Here is an 18,097-nt window from a genome sequence, read left to right as displayed (position 1 = left end):
AGGAGTACCGATGAAAAAAACTTTGAAAATAACTTTAGGATTTTTCTGTGGAGTTAGTATTTTATTAAGTGTATTTTATGCCAGTAAAGAAAATCCTAGAGTATATTTAAGTGATAGAATAAACGTAGCGTATGTAAATGAAAATATTAATCATAAAAATTTTCAAAATGTTATAAATCTTTTGAATAAAGCAGATTTTAACATTGATGATAGGGTAAAAAGGGGATTAACTTATGTAAAAGGGCTATATGTAGTTTCAGATAGTAGTTTTATATCAGATAAAAAAGCATGTGTAGGAATTATAGATTTTGGATATATATACCCGTTTATAACATTAAAAGTTGAAACTTATTTTAACAAAATTAATGATTTTTATGTATTAAAAGATGAATATAGTAAAAAATATTTAAATGGTGAAAGAGTATATTTAAAAATAGAAAAAGGTAATTTTTTAATAGGAAAAAGAGAAAAAGATATTGAAAGAATATTAAAAAATGAAAAGTATTTCAATCAAAATATTTTAAAAATATTGGATAGAGAAAAAGGAAAAAATTTAGGAATGTTAATACTAAATCTAGGGAAAAATCCTCTAGGAGGATTTGATGAACTTGTATTAACAGGAGAAGTAAATAAAAAAGAGCAAGCTATATTAACAGCAAATATAGGTGGAAAAAATGATATTATAAAAAGTTTTAATGGAATAGCTCAAGATGGATTATCAGGAAAAAGAACTATAGAAAAAAATAAACTTTATTTAAGAAGTACGAGAGATGCTGAACTTAGATCATTTTTATTCTTTTTAAATTATTTCTTTAGAAATAGTTTTATTGAAGGAGTGTCTTCAAGCGTTTATATAAATAATCCAAAAGATGATAATAAAATATCGACTTTAAGTAGTGATAAATTGATAGATGTAAATATTGACGAAAAACAGTTTATATCAGGACATATAGATCTAAAGATTAAAAATGAAATTATAGGAAGTGCAGATTTAAAAGGAATAGCAGAAGAGAATATACTGCGAATAAGTACAATTTTAAATGAAGAAACAGCACTTAATCTATTAAAAACAGCTAAATAGGAGGGCATAAAATGATAAAAATATATAATACACTTAAGGGCGAATTAGAAATATTTAAACCTCTAAAAGATGGAGAGGTTTCAATGTATGTTTGTGGTCCAACAGTTTATAACTATATTCATATTGGAAACGCAAGACCAGCTATATTTTTCGATACAGTAAGAAGATATTTTGAGTTTAGAGGTTATAAAGTAAAATATGTTCAAAACTTTACAGATGTTGACGATAAGATGATAAGAAAAGCTAATGAAGAGGGAGTGACTCTTCAGGATATAGCTAAAAAATATATAGATGCATATTTTGAAGATACAGCAAAAGTTAATTTAAAAGAAGAGGGAATGATAAGGCCTAAAGCAACAGAACATATTGGTGAAATGATAAAAATCATAAAAACATTAATTGAAAAAGGGTATGCTTACGAGTCTCAAGGTGATGTATACTTTGATGTAAATAGCTACAAACAAGAGTATGGGGAACTATCAGGACAAAGTATAGATGATTTAAAAAGTGGTGCAAGAATAGATGTGTCAGAAATAAAAAAAGATCCATTAGATTTTGCTTTATGGAAAAAAGCTAAGGAGGGAGAACCTTTCTGGAATTCACCATGGGGAAAAGGAAGACCTGGATGGCATATAGAGTGTTCTGCAATGTCAAACAAGTATTTAGGACCTACATTTGATATTCACGGCGGAGGACAAGATTTAATATTCCCTCATCACGAAAATGAAATTGCACAATCAAAGTGTGGAACAGGTGGAGAGTTTGCTAGATACTGGATTCATAATGGGTATATAAATATTAAAGGTGAGAAGATGTCTAAATCTTTAGGAAACTTTTTCCTTTTAAGAGAGGTATTAGAGCAATTTGAAGGAAGAGTAATTAGATTCTTTATTTTAAGTTCTCACTATAGAAAGCCAATTGATTTTTCTGATAATGAATTAATTCAAAGTAAAGCTGGATTAGAGAGAATAGAAAATGCTATATCTAGAGGAAAAGAGATTCTTACATCAAAACCTGTGGAAGCTGGATCAGATTTGACAGAGTTAAAAGAAATCTTAGAGATATCAAAAGATAAATTTATAAGATGTATGGACGAAGATTTTAATACAGCTGGTGGAATAGGAGCTATATTTGAACTTGTGAAAGAATTAAATAAAGCTGGAGAGATTGATAAAATTTCTAAAGTTGGATTTGAAGTGTTAGAAGATACAATTGAATATATAAGGGTTGTTATGGAAGAAGTGTTCGGAGTTCTATTGAAAGTGGAGGTTCAAGTAGGAGATATGACAACAGAGTTAATCGAATTTTTACTTGAACTTAGAAGAGAAGCAAGAGATAATAAAGATTGGGCATTTTCGGATAAAGTAAGAGATAGACTTTTAGAGATGGGAATTAAAATAAAGGATGGAAAGGAAAAAACAACATGGTCAATTTAGATGTGCGTGAAGCAAATGGATTAGTTTTAGCATATTTAGGTGATTCTGTGTGGGAACTTTCTATAAGGACATATTTTATAAATAAAGGTTATAATATAAGAAACTTAAATAGACTTGTAAAAGAACATGTAAATGCTCAAGCTCAAAGTAAGTATTTAAAAAATATAATGGATGAATTAGATGAAGATAAATTAACATTGGTAAATAGATCTAAAAATAGTAATATAAAAACTTTTCCTAAATCGTGTAGTGTTATGGAGTATAAAGAGGCAACCGCTTTTGAAGCTTTAATTGGCGCGCTTTATGTTGAGGGAAAAATAGAAGAGATAAATAAAATAGTGGAAAAAAACTTAGGTTAAGGAGTGATAGTAAGTGGGATTCAAATTGAAACTACCTGGATTTAGTAGAAGTATTGGAATTGATTTAGGAACAGCAAATACGTTAGTATATAGTAAAAAACATGGAAAAATAATATTGAATGAACCATCTGTTGTAGCAGTGGAAAGAGAAAGTAGAAAAGTTTTAGCTGTTGGAAACGAAGCTAAAGATATGCTAGGAAAAACACCAGATTCAATAGTTGCAGTAAAACCTTTAAGTGAGGGAGTAATAGCTGATTATGATATAACAGAAGCTATGATAAAGTATTTCATAAAAAAGGTGTTTGGAAAATACTCGCTGTTTATGCCTGAAGTTATGATCTGTGTTCCAATTGATGTTACTGGAGTAGAGAAAAGAGCTGTATTAGAAGCAACTCTTTCAGCTGGAGCTAAAAAGGCTTACTTAATAGAAGAGGCAAGAGCAGCTGCACTGGGATCTGGAATTGATATATCAGCACCAGAGGGAAATATGATAGTTGATATTGGTGGAGGGTCGACAGACGTTGCAGTAATATCATTAGGTGGAACAGTTGTAAGTAAAACTATAAGAACAGCTGGAAATAATTTTGATATGGATATAATAAAGTACATTAAAAAAACACATACTTTATTGATAGGAGATAAAACAGCTGAAAGTATAAAGATGCAAATAGGAACAGCTATTCCTTTAGCAGAAGAGGAAACAATGACAATAAAAGGAAGAGATTTAATAACGGGATTACCTAAGTCTGTCACTGTTGGATCAGAAGAGATTAGAGAAGCTATTATGGACTCACTGATGGAGATTGTAACTTGTGTAAAAGATGTTTTAGAAAAAACTCCACCAGAATTAGCAGCAGATATAATAGATAGAGGAATAGTTATGGCAGGAGGAGGTTCATTAATTAGAAACTTCCCAGAATTAATTTCAAAGCATACTTCACTAAACGTAAGATTAGCTGATTCTCCTCTTGAGAGCGTAGTTAAAGGAGCTGGAATGGCTCTTGATCAAATATCTATTTTAAGAAAGATTGAAAAGGCTGAAAGATAATGTTTAAAGATTTAAATTCCAATGGAAAAGCTATTGATTTTTTACAAAAAGAACTTAATTTTAAAAGAGAAGCAGGAACATATCTTTTTTATGGAGTTGATAGAGATCTTTTGAAAAAGTTTGCAAAGGCTTTTGCTAAAAGTTTAAACTGTGTTAATTATACAGATGATTTTTGTGGAGTTTGTGAAAGTTGTATAAGAATAGAAAGCGAAACTCATGGAGATTTAGAAATTTTAGACGATATAACAGGTATTAAAATTGAGAAGATTAGAGAGTTAGCTTATAGGGATTCAACGACATCGTACGAAGGAAAGAAAAAAGTTTATATAATAAGAGATGTTGAAAGATTAAGAAAAGAATCTGCGAATGCTTTATTAAAATTAATAGAGGAACCTAATAGTGGAAGTTTTTTTATATTAACTTCTACGGGATTAAATGTTCTTCCAACAATAAAATCTAGATCGATTTTATTAAATATTCTTCAAGAGAGTGCGAAAGAGATTGGTGTAACTCAAGAGGAGTATAGGTTTTTTTTAGGAAAATCAAAAGAGATAGAGGATTATAAAAATAGTGATATAGATTTAAATGAAGGTAGTTCTTTTGAAAGAATAGGACATAATATAAAAAATTGGACAGATACAAAAGAGTTTCAATATAGAGTAGAGATATATAAATCTATAAGAGATTTTCTAAATACAAAGGATTATTTAACATTAAATGATAAATTGTATTTTGTAGATGAAATTCTTTTAAATACTTCAGATAGGGAGTTAATAAAAGAGATTATAAATTATACAATTTCTCTTATAGGAAATAGAAGTAAAAATTTAGAAAAACTATTAGAATTAAAAAATATAGGGAGAAGCTCTATAAACTTAAAAAATTTACTAGTAACTTTTTATACAAATGTTTAAGAGAGTGATTTTATAATCACTCTCTTTCATTTATATTATTTATATGTATGTTATAATGTTTTTTGATGATTTATAGCTTTTTCATTCAAAAATAATATAATTTTTTCGAAAATAGGCTTAAAAATATTAAAAAAAAGTATTATAATATATATATGTAATCAATAAATCGTGGAGAGAAGGAATCTAGATGTATTTTAAACATTTTATTGTTTTTGGAATAAGTCATAAAAATTTAGATTTATGTCAAAGAGAAAATTTTATACAAAATGACCCCACTTCTGTAGTCGAAAGATTGTTTAAAGAAAAAAAGATTGTGGGTTATGTCAATTTATCAACCTGCTTGAGAGTAGAATACTACTTAGATTTAGACAAAGACTATTCAGTGGCAGAATTTCAAAAAGATATAGGGTTAAAAGATATTTTTATAAAACAAGGGCATGATGCTGTAAACTATCTTTTTAGAGTTACTTGTGGATTTGAATCTGTTATAAAAGGTGAGGATCAAATTTTAGCTCAAATAAAAAAAGCACAGTTTACTAGTATGGAAAATAAAGTGTCAAGTTCTAATATTAATGTTATTTTTAATAAAGCGATAGAGTTGGGAAAAAAGTTTAGAAATAAAAGTAAAATATGTCATAATGCTTTATCTTTAGAGGCAATATCTTTAAAATTTATTAAGAATAGAGTTTCAGAATTGAAAGATAAAAGGATTCTTATTTTAGGAGTAGGGGATTTAGCTAGAGATATAATGGAACTTTTAACAAAAGAGGAATATAAAAGTTTAACTATAACAAATAGAAGCTATCATAAAGCTTTGGAAGTTAGTAATATATATAATGCTGATGTAATTAGTTTTGAAAACAAATTGGAAGAAGTGGCAAAAAGTGATGTGATAATATCAGTAACTTCAGCTCCTCACGCTATTATAAAAAGAGATGAGATACTTCCTTTGTTGAATAAAGAAAAAGAATATGTCTTTTTAGACCTGGCAGTTCCTAGAGATATTGAAGAAGAGCTTAATGAATTAAAAAATGTAAACTTATATAATATAGATGATGTTTGGGGAGTATATTACGAAAATTTAGAGAATAGAGAAAACCTATTAACAAAATATGAGTATATGCTAGGAGAACAGATGATAAACTTAAAAAAATGGTTTGAATATAAAGAGGGGATAGCATAATGAAAGAAAAAATTGTAATAGGAAGCAGAGGAAGCATATTAGCTTTAGCTCAAAGTGAAATGATAAAAGGAAGACTACAGAAAAATTTTCCAGAACTAAAGTTTGAAATAAAGGTTATAGTGACGAGTGGAGATAAAGATTTAGTTAGTAACTGGAATAATAGTGACAAATCTCTAAAAAGTTTTTTTACAAAAGAGATTGAACATGAATTATTGGACGGAACTATAGATTTAGCAGTTCATTCAATGAAAGATATGCCAATAGTTTCGCCACCAGGTCTAATTTGTGGAGCAACTCCTGATAGAGAAGACAATAGGGATGTTATTGTATCAAGAAGTGGAAAAAAGTTATTAGCGCTTCCAGAAGGAGCAGTTGTAGGAACAAGTTCATTGAGAAGAACTATGGGATTAAAAACATTAAGACCAGATTTAGAGATAAAACAATTGAGAGGAAATATACATACAAGGCTTAAAAAATTAGATGAAGGCCAGTATGATGCAATCCTTTTAGCAGCAGCAGGACTAAAAAGAGTTGGATTAAGAGACAGAATAACTGAAGAGTTAGATTATGATTTAATGATGCCAGCTCCAGCTCAAGGAGCACTTCATATTCAATGTAGAGAAAATGATGAGTTTATAAAGAATATATTAAAATCTATCCATAATCCAGAGATAGAAAAAATTGTAGAGATAGAAAGAGAGTTTTCTAAAATATTTGATGGAGGATGTCATACACCGATGGGATGTACAGGGGAAAAATTTGATGGAAAGATTTTCTTAAAAGGTGTATACTGCCAAGATGATATTATGTATAAAGCAGAAGTATTAGAAGATGAAGTATTAGGAAAAGAGATAGCACACAAATTGGCTGCAAAAATAAGGGAGAAAATAAATGGTTAATAATAAAATGGGGAAAGTTTACATAATAGGAGCAGGTTGTGGAAATATAGATCTTTTAACTTTGAAAGGAAAGAGATGTATAGAGGAAGCCGACTGCGTAGTATATGATAGATTAATAGACCCGAAAGTATTGAAGTTAGCTAAAGCAGATGCAGAGATGATATATTTAGGTAAAGGAAATACTGAAGGTGGAGTAATACAAGATGAGATAAATAAAACACTAGCTAAAAAGGCTTTAGAGGGGAAAGTTGTAGCAAGGGTAAAAGGTGGAGATCCTTTTGTTTTTGGAAGAGGTGGAGAAGAGATAGAGGAGATAGTTAAACACTCTATTCCCTTTGAAATTATACCTGGAATAAGTTCTTCAATAGCTGTACCAGAGTACGCAGGAATTCCAGTTACACACAGAGGATTAGCAAGATCATTCCATGTATTTACAGGACATACAATGGAAAATGGAGAGTGGCATGATTTTTCCACTATAGCCAAATTAGATGGAACTTTAGTGTTTTTAATGGGAATTAAAAACTTAGATTTAATAACAGGGGATTTAATAGAAAATGGTAAAAATCCTAAAACTCCAGTGGCAGTAATAGAAAAGGGAACAAGTGAAAACCAAAGAGTAACTGTTGGAACTTTAGAAGATATTGTAGAAAAGGCTAAATCTGAAAAGATTGTTCCACCTGCTATAACAATAATTGGTGATGTTGTAAACATGAGAGAAACTTTTAAATGGTTTGAAAATCAACCTCTTTCTGGAAAAAAAGTTTTGGTTACAAGGGATACTAATCAATCACAAGAGTTTAGTGAAAAATTGAGAATACAAGGGGCTACTGTAAAAGAGTTACCTTTTATAAAAATAGAAAATGATTATGACTTTGATGAAAAAGATTTAAAAGATTATAGTGCTCTTTTATTTAACTCTCCAAATGGTGTAAAGTATTTTATGGAAAACATAAAGGATATAAGATCTTTAGGTCATTTGAAAATTGGTGTTGTTGGAGCTAAAACAGATGAATTATTAAGAGAATATAAAATAATACCAGACTTTATCCCAGAAAAATATATGGGAACAGAATTAGCAAAAGAAGTGCAAAATTATACAAAGGAAAATGATAAGGTATTATTTATAACTTCAGATATATCTCCTGCTAATTGTGAAAAATGGAGTGAGGAATATAATAGAAAATTTGAAAAATTAGTAGTGTATAAGACTGGAAAACATATCTATTCTAAAGATGAAGTAGAGAAAGTATTAGATGAGATAGAGTACATAACTTTTTTAAGTTCATCAACAGTTGAAGCATTTAATGAAAGTATTCAAGGGGATTTAAAATTATTAGAGGGTAAAAAGATTGTGTCAATAGGACCAGTTACTACAAAAACTTTAAATGAATTAGGATATAATGTAGCTTTAGAAGCAAAAGTTTTTGATGTTGATGGAGTAATTGCAGTAATAGGAGAGAAATAATATGTTTAATAGAACTAGAAGACTAAGAGGTTCTCAAGTTATGAGAAATTTAGTGAAAAATATAGATTTTACTTTAGATAATCTTATCTATCCGCTATTTATAGAGGAGGGAGAGAATATAAAAGTTGAGATTTCATCGATGAAGGGACAGTACAGAATATCAATAGATAGACTAGAAGAGGAGTTGGTGGAATTAAAAGGTTTAGGAATAAAATCACTGCTTTTATTTGGAATTCCTAAAAAGAAAGATCTAGTAGGAAGCGAAGGATACAACGATAAAGGGATAGTTCAAGAAGCAGTTAGATTTATAAAATCTAAATTCCCAGAGTTTTTAGTTGTTACAGATGTATGCTTATGTGAATATACATCTCATGGTCATTGTGGAATTTTAAGAGGAGAGGAGTTACTAAATGATGAAACTCTAAAACTTTTACAAAAAGTAGCTCTTTCTCATGCTAAAGCAGGGGCAGATATAGTGGCACCATCGGATATGATGGATGGGAGAATAAAAGCAATAAGAGATATATTAGATGAAAATGGTTTTATAAATTTACCAATTATGGCATACAGTGTAAAATATGCTTCAGCTTACTATGGACCATTTAGAGATGCAGCTGATTCAGCCCCAGCATTTGGAGATAGAAAAACTTATCAAATGGATTTTAGAAACTCTAAGGATTATTTGATAGAAGTTGAAAATGATATTTTAGAGGGTGCTGATATAATAATGGTAAAACCTGGAATGCCTTATTTAGACGTAGTTAAGGGAGTAGCAGATGCTATATCAAATCCAGTTGCTATTTATAATGTAAGTGGGGAATATTCGATGGTAAAAGCAGCAGCAGAAAATGGTTGGATAGATGAAGAAAAAATAGTTATGGAAAACATGTATGCTATGAGAAGAGCTGGAGCAGATATTATAATAACATACCATGCTAAAGATATAGCAAAATGGTTAAAAAGAGGTGTAAATTAAGTGAGATATAGTAATTCAGAGAAGATATATGAAAAAGCTGTGAAGATTATACCAGGAGGAGTAAATAGTCCTGTTAGAGCTTTTAAATCAGTTGATAAAACATATCCAATTTTTGTAAATAGAGGAAAAGGATCAAAGATATATGATGAGGATGGGAATGAGTATATTGATTATATTTGCTCATGGGGTCCACTTATTTTAGGGCATAATAATGAAAGAGTTTTAAAAGGTGTTAGAGAAGCTATAGAGTTAGGAAGTTCGTTTGGATTACCAACTAAAATGGAAGTTGAATTGGCGGAATTAGTATGTAAATGTTATCCATCGATGGATATGATAAGATTTACAACTTCTGGAACTGAAGCAACTATGGCAGCAATTAGAGTTGCAAGAGCCTTTACAAATAGAAATAAAATATTGAAATTTGAAGGGTGTTATCATGGACATTCAGATTCATTATTAGTTAGTTCTGGATCAGGATTGTTGACAGATGGATATCAAGATAGTAATGGAATAACAGAGGGAGTATTAAAAGATACATTAGTTGCCCCTTTTGGTAATATTCAAAAAGTTAAAGAGATTTTAGAAAGTAAAGAAGTTGCATGTTTAATAATGGAGCCAGTACCAGCTAATATGGGTCTTATAAATAGTTCAAAAGAGTTTTTACAAGCTATGAGAGATCTATGTGATGAAACAGGGACTCTTTTAATATTTGATGAGGTAATATCTGGATTTAGAGTTGCTTTGGGAGGAGCTCAAGAGTATTATGGAATAACTCCAGATATAACAACTTTAGGTAAAATAATAGGTGGAGGATATCCTGTAGGAGCTTTTGGTGGTAAAAAAGAGATTATGGATATGATTGCACCTGTTGGAAGAGTTTATCATGCAGGAACTCTATCTGGAAATCCTGTTGCTGTTAGAGCAGGATTTGAAATGGTGAGTCACCTATTAGAAAATAGAGAAACTCTATATAAAGAGTTAGAGGAAAAAGTTATATATGTGACTGACTCTATAGAAAAAATTGCTGAAAAATATGAAGTACCTATTAAAATTAATAGATTAGGATCTTTATTTACAATATTTTTTAGTGATTTAGATGAAATAACAGATTTAGAGCATGTTATAAATTCTAATACTACTCATTATTCAATATATTTTAATACACTATTAGATAATGGTGTAGTTGCACCACCATCAAAATACGAAGCACATTTTGTGTCAGTAGCTCATACTAAAGAGGATTTAGATAAAACTTTAGAAGTTATAGATATGGCATTTAAAAAAATTGGTGAAACTAATGGAAAGTAAAAAATCTTTTTTTCCACTATTTATAGATTTAACTAATAAAAGTTGTCTAGTTGTAGGAGGGGGAAATATAGCTGCAAGAAAAATAAAAAGTCTTGTGGACTATGGTGCTAGAGTAATTGTAGTAGCTCCATTTATACTTCCTGAAATCTTAGATTTAGATGTGGAGACAGAAAAAAGAGATTTTAAAGTTGGGGATATAAAAGATAAATTTTTAGTTGTTGCGGCAACTAATGATGAAAAGTTAAATGAAATGATAGTGGATTTATGTGAAGATAATAATATACTTGTAAACAATATAACATCTAAAGTTTATATGTCTGCTAGATTTACCGCTCATATAGACAGAGAAGATTATCAAATAGCAATTTCAGCAAAAGGAAATCCAAGAGAATCTGTTAAACTAAAAAATGAGTTAATGGATTATTTGAAAAATAGAAAAGACTAGAAATTTAAATATTTCTAGTCTTTTTCCATATTTAAATCTTGAAAAAGATTTAAAACTTCTTTTGAATATTTACCATCATTATCATGAGATATAAAAGGTGGAAGAATAGTTAAAGAGTCCTTACCATTTCTAATCCCTTCGATTAAAAGAATTTTAGCAGGTTTATCAATTTTTGAATGACAAAATTGAACTCTCTTAGGAGCAATTCCATATTTTCTCATAGCATCAACAATCTCTAAAAAACGATCAGGTCTATGAACCATTGCAAAATATCCTTTATCTTTTAAAAGTTTAGAAGCTACACCAATAAGTTGTTCTAAATCAATAGTTATTTCATGACGAGCCAAAGTAAGTTGATCTAAATTATTTAATTGATTTTCATTTCCATGAAATTTGAAAAACGGTGGGTTTGTTATAACTACATCTTGAGAGCCATTTTCAAAATGTTCTCTCCAATTTTTCATATCATCATGAACAATACTGATTTGTTCTTGTAAATTATTTAGTGCAACATTTCTTCTAGCTAAGTCTGCGGAAATCTCTTGGATTTCAATACCTATAATTTTAGCTTTGGTTCTTTGAGATAAGAAGAGGGGAATAGCTCCATTACCTGTTCCTAAATCTAATATCTTGCTTGCCCCTCTTGTTAGAGATATAAAGTTAGATATTAAAAGTGAATCTAAAGAAAAATTAAAATAATCAGGTCTTTGAATTATTTTTAAATTTTTATTTAATAAATTATTTATAACTTCGTTTTCATTAAGTGTCATTTTGTACCTCCAAAGTTATTATAACAAAAAAGATACAAAATTCAAGTCTATATATCTCTAGTTAAAACTATATTAGCATCAGTTCCTAAAATATTATTTAAAACAACTGTTCCAATTTTTTGCGGTGATTGGATTTTAATATCTTTTAAAAGCTCCATACATTGAAAAACTAACTCTTTTGGGATAGGTTTGTCTGTTTTAACGGGGACCATATGATGGATTCCTCCACTCACCCTAACGATAGAAGTAACAACTCTTTTAGGAGCAATAAGCTCTTCTTTCCCATAAACTGCTCCCTTAGGGCATGAGTTACCTGTTACTTTATAATCATTTTCAATATCAATATTTAAGTGACATCCCATAGGACATAAAATACATATCATCTCTTTCATTACTATCCCTCCTGTAGCTCAATAACAATATCTTTAGAAATTCTTTTTAATAGTACTTCAGGAAGAAGAATCTTCTCCATCTCTCCAGGAGCTAAGTGCGCTCTTTTGAAGCTGGCAATAATGTTCTCCCCTTCTTTGATTACAATTTTTTTATTTTTATATATATTATTTACTCTCATAAAAATTTCTAATCTATTTTGTAGATTATCTAAATTAATAACTTGAGGTACAGTATAAATGATACCATCACCATTTTTTATATTAGAAACATTTTCTAATTTGCAATTTTCTTCAGCAATATAGCATGCTGCAAATTTTCCTGCTCTTTCTCCCTCTTCACTAACAAAATCTACAAGGTCATGAACATGAACAACATTTCCACAAGCAAAAACGCCAGGAATACTTGTTTCCATTGAGTTATTAACAACAGGACCATTAGTTCTACTGTCTAAAATAACACCTGCCTCTTTCGATAAATCATTTTCAGGAATAAGTCCAACTGATAAAAGAAGTGTATCACACTCATATTCAATTTCAGTACCAGGAATAGGTTTTCTATTTTCGTCAACTTTAGCAATGATTACTTTTTCAAGTCTATCTTTTCCTTTGATATCAATAATTGTATGAGAAAGAAGTAATGGAATATTAAAATCATCAAGGCATTGAACAATATTTCTATTTAATCCTCCAGAAAATGGCATCAGTTCAACAACGGCTTCGACTTTAGCACCCTCTAAAGTCATTCTTCTAGCCATAATAAGTCCAATATCTCCACTTCCAAGAATTAGAGCTTTTTTTCCGACCATGTATCCTTCCATATTTATATATCTTTGAGCAGCACCAGCTGTAAATATTCCAGAAGGTCTTTCACCAGGAATAGCGATGGCTCCTCTAGTTCTCTCTCTACATCCCATAGCTAAAATTATAGATCCAGCTTCAATCTCTTGATATCCATCTACAGGATTAATCATAGAAACAACTCTATCTTTAGAGATATTTAAAACCATAGTTTCTAGTTTAATATCAATAGGATATTGTTTAACAAATTCAATATATTTTTGAGCATATTCAGGACCAGTTAATTCCTCTTTGAATCTATGAAGTCCAAAACCGTTGTGGATACATTGCTGTAAAATACCACCTAGCTCTTTATCTCTTTCTAAAATAACGATATTTTTAGCACCATTTTCATAAGCTGATTTAGCAGCAGCAAGACCAGCAGGACCTCCACCTATAACAACAACATCATATCTCATTATTTTTTCAACTCCTCTATTAGAATATAAGAATTAGCTTTATCTAAGATAACGTCTTTGATATTTTTATTTAACTCTCTAGCAATAATCTCTTGAACTCTAGGTCCACAGAAACCACCTTGACATCTACCAGATCCAGGTCTACATCTTCTTTTAACTGCATCCATTGTCGTAGCTTTAACAGGTCTATGGATTGCTTCAACAATCTCTCCCTCTGTAATCATCTCACATCTACAAATTATTCTACCAAATCTATTGTCCTCTTTAATTTTTTCAGCCTTTTCTTCTGATGAAAGATGCATGAAAAGAGTGTGTTTTCTAGGTGTGATAAAGTCATCTTTTTTTATAAGATGAGCACCACTATTTTTCAATAGATCAATAGCTGCTAAAGTAATAGCAGGTGCAGCTGATAATCCAGGTGATTTTATTCCTGCAATATCAAAGAAACCTTTAATAGATGATTCTTCAACAATAAAATCGCCCCTATCTGACTCTGCTCTAATTCCAGCAAATGTTCTAATATTTTCTCTAAAATTTATATCCTTTATAGAGTGACTTCCTTTAAATTTAATATAGTCAAGTTTATCAGTAGCTGTAGAAACATCGTATCTATTATCAATATCTTGAGCATCAGGACCAACAAGTAAATTTCCATGAACTGTTGGAGTTACAAGTATTCCTTTCCCAAGTTTAGAAGGACATTGAAAAACAGTTTGGTTTACTCTTTTTCCTTGATTTTTGTCTAAGACAAAATATTCTCCTTTTCTTGGAAGTATTTTAAATGATTCAGGTGCAATCATTTTATGAATAAGATCAGCGTGAACTCCAGTACAGTTAATTACATATTTTCCATGGAAAACTCCTGTGTTTGTATATACATGGAAAATATCATCTGTTTTTTCAATATTTTCAACCTCTGTATTTAAAAATAATTCAACACCATTTTCAACAGCATTATCTATGAGAGCTTCAGCAAACTCCCAAGGAGAAACAATTCCAGCAGATGTACAGTGTAGTGCAGCAATGGCTTTTTCATCAACGTTTGGTTCGATTTCTCTCAGTTTCTCTTGGTTGATAATAGCTAAGCCAGGAACTTTATTTATGATACCTCTGTTGTAAAGTACATTAAGATGCTCAACCTCTTCATCGTTAAATGCTAATACAAGGGAACCATTACGTTTAAAAGGAACAGAAAGCTCATTGCATAAATCTTCATATAAAGAGTTACCTAAAACATTCAGTTTAGCCATAAGAGATCCTTCCTTAGCGTCGTATCCTCCATGAACAATTGCGCTGTTAGCTTTAGTAGTTTCGTTAGCTACATCAGTATCTTTTTCTAAAACTGCAACTTTTAACTTGTATTTAGAAAGCTCTCTAGCGATACCAGTTCCAATAATACCAGCACCAATGATTAAAATATCATACATAAAATACCCTCCTAGTTTTTAATAGTAAAAAAGAGAGCAGAAAAAGGTGGCGACATAATCACCAATACCTTTTTAGCTCTCTTCATCTCTATTGCTAATATTTAATTTTTATCTAATCTAAATATACTACTTTTTTTTAAATTAGTCAAGCTCCCAATTTAGAGATCTTTCAACAGCTCTTTTCCATTTGCTATGTTTTAAATCTCTATCCTCTTCAGTCATAGTAGGAACGAATGTTTTTTCAAGACACCAATTTTGTTTAATCTCATTTTTATCATTCCAGAAACCAACTGCAAGACCAGCAAGATATGCAGCTCCTAAAGCTGTTGTTTCAACAGTAGAAGGTCTGTGAACCTCTTTCCCTACAATATCAGATTGGAATTGCATTAAGAAGTTGTTAGCAGATGCTCCACCATCAACTTTTAAAGCTTTTAATTCAATTCCAGAGTCCTCTTGCATAGCTTCAAGAACATCTCTAGTTTGATAAGCAATAGATTCTAGAGTTGCTCTAATAATATGATTTTTATTAGCACCTCTAGTTAGTCCAACAATAGCACCTCTAGCGTACATATCCCAATGAGGAGTTCCCAATCCAACAAACGCTGGAACAAAATAAACACCACCGTTATCTTTAACTTGACTAGCAAAATATTCAGTATCTTTAGAATCCGTGATTAATTTTAATTCATCTCTTAGCCATTGAACAGCAGCACCAGCAACAAAGATACTTCCTTCAAGAGCATATTCCACTTTTCCATCCAATCCAATCGCTATAGTAGTTAAAAGACCATTTTTACTTTGGTACATTCTGCTTCCAGTATTCATAAGCATAAAGCAACCAGTTCCATAGGTGTTTTTAGCTTCTCCTTTTTCAAAGCAAGCTTGTCCAAATAGAGCAGCTTGTTGATCTCCAGCAACACCACAGATAGGAACTCTATGTCCACCCTTTCCACCAAGATTAGCATATCCAAATGTTCCACTTGAATCTTTAACTTCAGGAAGCATAGATTTAGGAATATCTAATTCTTTTAAAAGTTTTTCATCCCAACAAAGATCTTTAATATTATAAATCATAGTTCTAGAAGCGTTTGTGTAATCTGTAGCATGTGATTTTCCATTAGTCAATTTCCAAATTAACCATGTGTCAACAGTACCAAATAATAACTCTCCTCTTTCAGCTTGTTCTCTAGCACCTTCAACATTATCTAAAATCCATTTTATTTTAGTTCCTGAGAAATAGGCATCTACAACAAGACCTGTATTATCTCTTATATAGTCAGTTAATCCTCTTGCTTTTAAATCATCACAAATATGGGCAGTTCTTCTACATTGCCACACAATTGCATTGTAAACAGGTTTTCCAGTTAGTTTATTCCAAACAATAGTAGTTTCTCTTTGGTTAGTGATTCCTATACCTATAATATCATGCTGAGAAACACCAGATTGTGCAATAGCTTCAGCTAAAACTCCACTTTGGCTAGCCCAAATTTCCATAGGATCATGTTCAACCCATCCCTCTTTTGGATAGATTTGTCTAAACTCTTTTTGTGCACTTGCCACAATATTTTGTTGTTCATCAAAAATTATAGCTCTTGAGCTAGTTGTTCCTTGATCTAATGCGATTATATACTTCATAGAAAATCCTCCCTAATTTATTATATTTTAGTTAAAAAGAGCTGCGAAAGTAAGAGCACCTATAGTTCCACCTACAATAGGACCAGCGACAGGTACCCAAGCGTAAGACCAATCAGAATCTCCTTTGTTTATGATTGGTAAAATAGCGTGCATAATTCTAGGTCCTAAGTCTCTTGCAGGATTAATAGCATAACCAGTAGGTCCACCTAAACTTAAACCTAAACTCCATACATAAAATCCAGCTAATAATGGTCCTAAAATACCAGTAAAACCTCTAACTATATCTCCGTTTGGTAAAGTAGCAGTGAAAGCTTGGTTGTTGACATGACCAATGGCTAATAATCCAAAAACAAGCATAAAAGTACCGATAGCTTCTGTTACAAAGTTCCACTTTAAATCTCTGATAGCGGGTCCTGTAGAGAAAGAGCCTAAGATAGCTCCAGTATCAGTTGTTTCGTCATAATGTTTTTTATAAGTAAGATATACAAAAATTTGTCCAAACATAGCACCTAAAATTTGAGCAGTAACATAACCTAAAACAAGGTTGGCTGGAAATAGACCCGCAATAGCAAATCCAATAGTAACCGCAGGGTTAAGGTGTCCCCCACTAATCCATCCAACACAGTAAGCTCCAGTCATAACAGCTAGACCCCAAGCAGTAGTAATAACAATCCATCCAGAGTTGTTTCCTTTACTTTTGTTTAAAACCACATTTGCAACAACTCCATTACCAAGTAAAACAAGAATTGCAGTACCTATAAACTCAGCTACAAAAACATTCATGATATCCTCCCATATTTATTTTTTTTATATTAAAAAAAAGCCATTCAAAAAAATAGAATTTTAAGAAATTCTGTTTAATTGAATAGCTTCTCTAATATCTCTAGCTAAACTAATTTATAATATTTAGTTTTGTTGTAGATATAGCTACAGCTCCGCTTTTTAGAGCTAGATTGACATCTTCGTGATCGGAGATGAGTCCACCAGCAATAATTGGGATAGAGCTTTGCTTTGAAATTTGTTCAATAATTTTAGGCATAACTCCAGGTAGAATTTCAATTGCATCAATATATGTTTCATTAAAAAGTTTTTCGGTAGTAGTTAAAGATAATGAATCTATTAAAAAGCACCTTAGAATAACTAAAAATCCAATTTTATGTGCATATTTTGCAACTTGAGATTTAGTAGTTATAATTCCATCTGCAAAAGTATTATTTTTTAAATAGTCAATGGCAGAGTTATCTTTAGTATTTAAACCTTGAATCATATCAAGATGTATAAAGCATAGTTTTCCACTTGCTTTGATAAGACGAGTAGTTTCTTCAATAGAGCAAATATCGCTACTTAGAAGAAATATTATCTTAGAGGAGCTTAGAAGAGCTTTTTCTAAAGATTGTAGGTCTTTTACTGCAAGTATCTTGTTATTTTTGATTAAAATCTTTTCGAAATTTGAGTTCATTTTGATCTCCTTTTGTCTCTTATCAATATCAAGTATACTAT

18 protein-coding genes are annotated in these 18,097 nt (G+C 30.7%); 11 read left to right on the top strand and 7 right to left on the bottom strand.

What is annotated here, in order from left to right:
• The first annotated feature begins 10 nt into the window (after positions 1-10).
• The 11 genes from ACRC8M_RS11715 to ACRC8M_RS11665 all read left to right on the top strand — a co-directional run bounded on the left by ACRC8M_RS11715 (position 11) and on the right by ACRC8M_RS11665 (position 11,117).
• Entirely contained in the window at positions 11-1,081 is a 1,071-nt protein-coding gene (locus ACRC8M_RS11715) for a hypothetical protein (RefSeq protein ID WP_438529298.1), read from the top strand.
• 11 nt (positions 1,082-1,092) lie between these two features.
• Complete coding sequence (cysS, locus tag ACRC8M_RS11710) at positions 1,093-2,517, top strand: cysteine--tRNA ligase (RefSeq protein WP_438529297.1); 1,425 nt, start codon at positions 1,093-1,095, stop codon at positions 2,515-2,517.
• Positions 2,505-2,876: a Mini-ribonuclease 3 gene (locus ACRC8M_RS11705; protein ID WP_438529296.1), complete on the top strand. Its 372-nt coding sequence runs from the start codon at positions 2,505-2,507 to the stop codon at positions 2,874-2,876. The genes cysS and ACRC8M_RS11705 overlap by 13 nt, the downstream gene beginning before the upstream one ends.
• Positions 2,877-2,889: 13 nt before the next feature.
• Positions 2,890-3,924, top strand: coding sequence for a rod shape-determining protein (locus ACRC8M_RS11700; protein WP_418966129.1), 1,035 nt, complete (start codon positions 2,890-2,892; stop codon positions 3,922-3,924).
• On the top strand, positions 3,924-4,838 hold the full coding sequence (locus ACRC8M_RS11695; RefSeq protein ID WP_438529295.1) for an ATPase: 915 nt from the start codon (positions 3,924-3,926) through the stop codon (positions 4,836-4,838). The genes ACRC8M_RS11700 and ACRC8M_RS11695 overlap by 1 nt, the downstream gene beginning before the upstream one ends.
• A 187-nt stretch (positions 4,839-5,025) precedes the next feature.
• On the top strand, positions 5,026-6,021 hold the full coding sequence (gene hemA / locus ACRC8M_RS11690; RefSeq protein WP_438529294.1) for a glutamyl-tRNA reductase: 996 nt from the start codon (positions 5,026-5,028) through the stop codon (positions 6,019-6,021).
• Positions 6,021-6,920 (top strand): hydroxymethylbilane synthase, encoded by a 900-nt coding sequence (gene hemC / locus ACRC8M_RS11685; protein WP_438529293.1) that lies wholly within the window; start codon positions 6,021-6,023, stop codon positions 6,918-6,920. The genes hemA and hemC overlap by 1 nt, the downstream gene beginning before the upstream one ends.
• Complete coding sequence (cobA, locus tag ACRC8M_RS11680; RefSeq protein WP_438529292.1) at positions 6,913-8,388, top strand: uroporphyrinogen-III C-methyltransferase; 1,476 nt, start codon at positions 6,913-6,915, stop codon at positions 8,386-8,388. The genes hemC and cobA overlap by 8 nt, the downstream gene beginning before the upstream one ends.
• 1 nt (position 8,389) lies before the next feature.
• Positions 8,390-9,364, top strand: coding sequence for a porphobilinogen synthase (gene hemB / locus ACRC8M_RS11675; RefSeq protein ID WP_438529291.1), 975 nt, complete (start codon positions 8,390-8,392; stop codon positions 9,362-9,364).
• A complete protein-coding gene (gene hemL / locus ACRC8M_RS11670; RefSeq protein ID WP_438529290.1) occupies positions 9,365-10,672 on the top strand; it encodes a glutamate-1-semialdehyde 2,1-aminomutase in 1,308 nt (435 codons plus the stop codon). It begins immediately after the preceding gene.
• Entirely contained in the window at positions 10,662-11,117 is a 456-nt protein-coding gene (locus ACRC8M_RS11665) for a precorrin-2 dehydrogenase/sirohydrochlorin ferrochelatase family protein (RefSeq protein WP_438529289.1), read from the top strand. Before hemL ends, ACRC8M_RS11665 begins: the two co-directional genes overlap by 11 nt.
• Before the next feature lie 14 nt (positions 11,118-11,131).
• On the opposite strand, the gene ACRC8M_RS11660 is transcribed toward ACRC8M_RS11665, so the two are convergent.
• The 7 genes from ACRC8M_RS11660 to ACRC8M_RS11630 form a co-directional block, all read right to left on the bottom strand.
• The gene (locus ACRC8M_RS11660) at positions 11,132-11,887 is read right to left on the bottom strand and encodes a tRNA1(Val) (adenine(37)-N6)-methyltransferase (protein ID WP_438529288.1); all 756 of its coding nucleotides are present in this window, start codon (positions 11,885-11,887) and stop codon (positions 11,132-11,134) included.
• Positions 11,888-11,934: 47 nt separating this feature from the next.
• On the bottom strand, positions 11,935-12,279 hold the full coding sequence (locus ACRC8M_RS11655) for a DUF1667 domain-containing protein (RefSeq protein ID WP_185891884.1): 345 nt from the start codon (positions 12,277-12,279) through the stop codon (positions 11,935-11,937).
• A 2-nt stretch (positions 12,280-12,281) separates the two neighbouring features.
• Positions 12,282-13,535: an NAD(P)/FAD-dependent oxidoreductase gene (locus tag ACRC8M_RS11650; RefSeq protein ID WP_438529287.1), complete on the bottom strand. Its 1,254-nt coding sequence runs from the start codon at positions 13,533-13,535 to the stop codon at positions 12,282-12,284.
• Positions 13,535-14,962, bottom strand: a complete 1,428-nt coding sequence (locus ACRC8M_RS11645) for an NAD(P)/FAD-dependent oxidoreductase (protein ID WP_438529286.1) — start codon at positions 14,960-14,962, stop codon at positions 13,535-13,537. The genes ACRC8M_RS11650 and ACRC8M_RS11645 overlap by 1 nt, the downstream gene beginning before the upstream one ends.
• A gap of 141 nt (positions 14,963-15,103) precedes the next feature.
• The gene (gene glpK / locus ACRC8M_RS11640) at positions 15,104-16,597 is read right to left on the bottom strand and encodes a glycerol kinase GlpK (protein WP_438529285.1); all 1,494 of its coding nucleotides are present in this window, start codon (positions 16,595-16,597) and stop codon (positions 15,104-15,106) included.
• Between the two features lie 27 nt (positions 16,598-16,624).
• Positions 16,625-17,380 (bottom strand): MIP/aquaporin family protein, encoded by a 756-nt coding sequence (locus ACRC8M_RS11635; protein ID WP_438529284.1) that lies wholly within the window; start codon positions 17,378-17,380, stop codon positions 16,625-16,627.
• Between the two features lie 109 nt (positions 17,381-17,489).
• The gene (locus ACRC8M_RS11630; protein WP_438529283.1) at positions 17,490-18,056 is read right to left on the bottom strand and encodes a glycerol-3-phosphate responsive antiterminator; all 567 of its coding nucleotides are present in this window, start codon (positions 18,054-18,056) and stop codon (positions 17,490-17,492) included.
• Positions 18,057-18,097: the final 41 nt, after the last annotated feature.

This window comes from Cetobacterium sp. (assembly GCF_051653945.1).
In the GTDB taxonomy this organism is placed as follows: Bacteria; Fusobacteriota; Fusobacteriia; order Fusobacteriales; family Fusobacteriaceae; genus Cetobacterium_A.
This window is presented reverse-complemented; position numbering and strand designations above follow the sequence as displayed.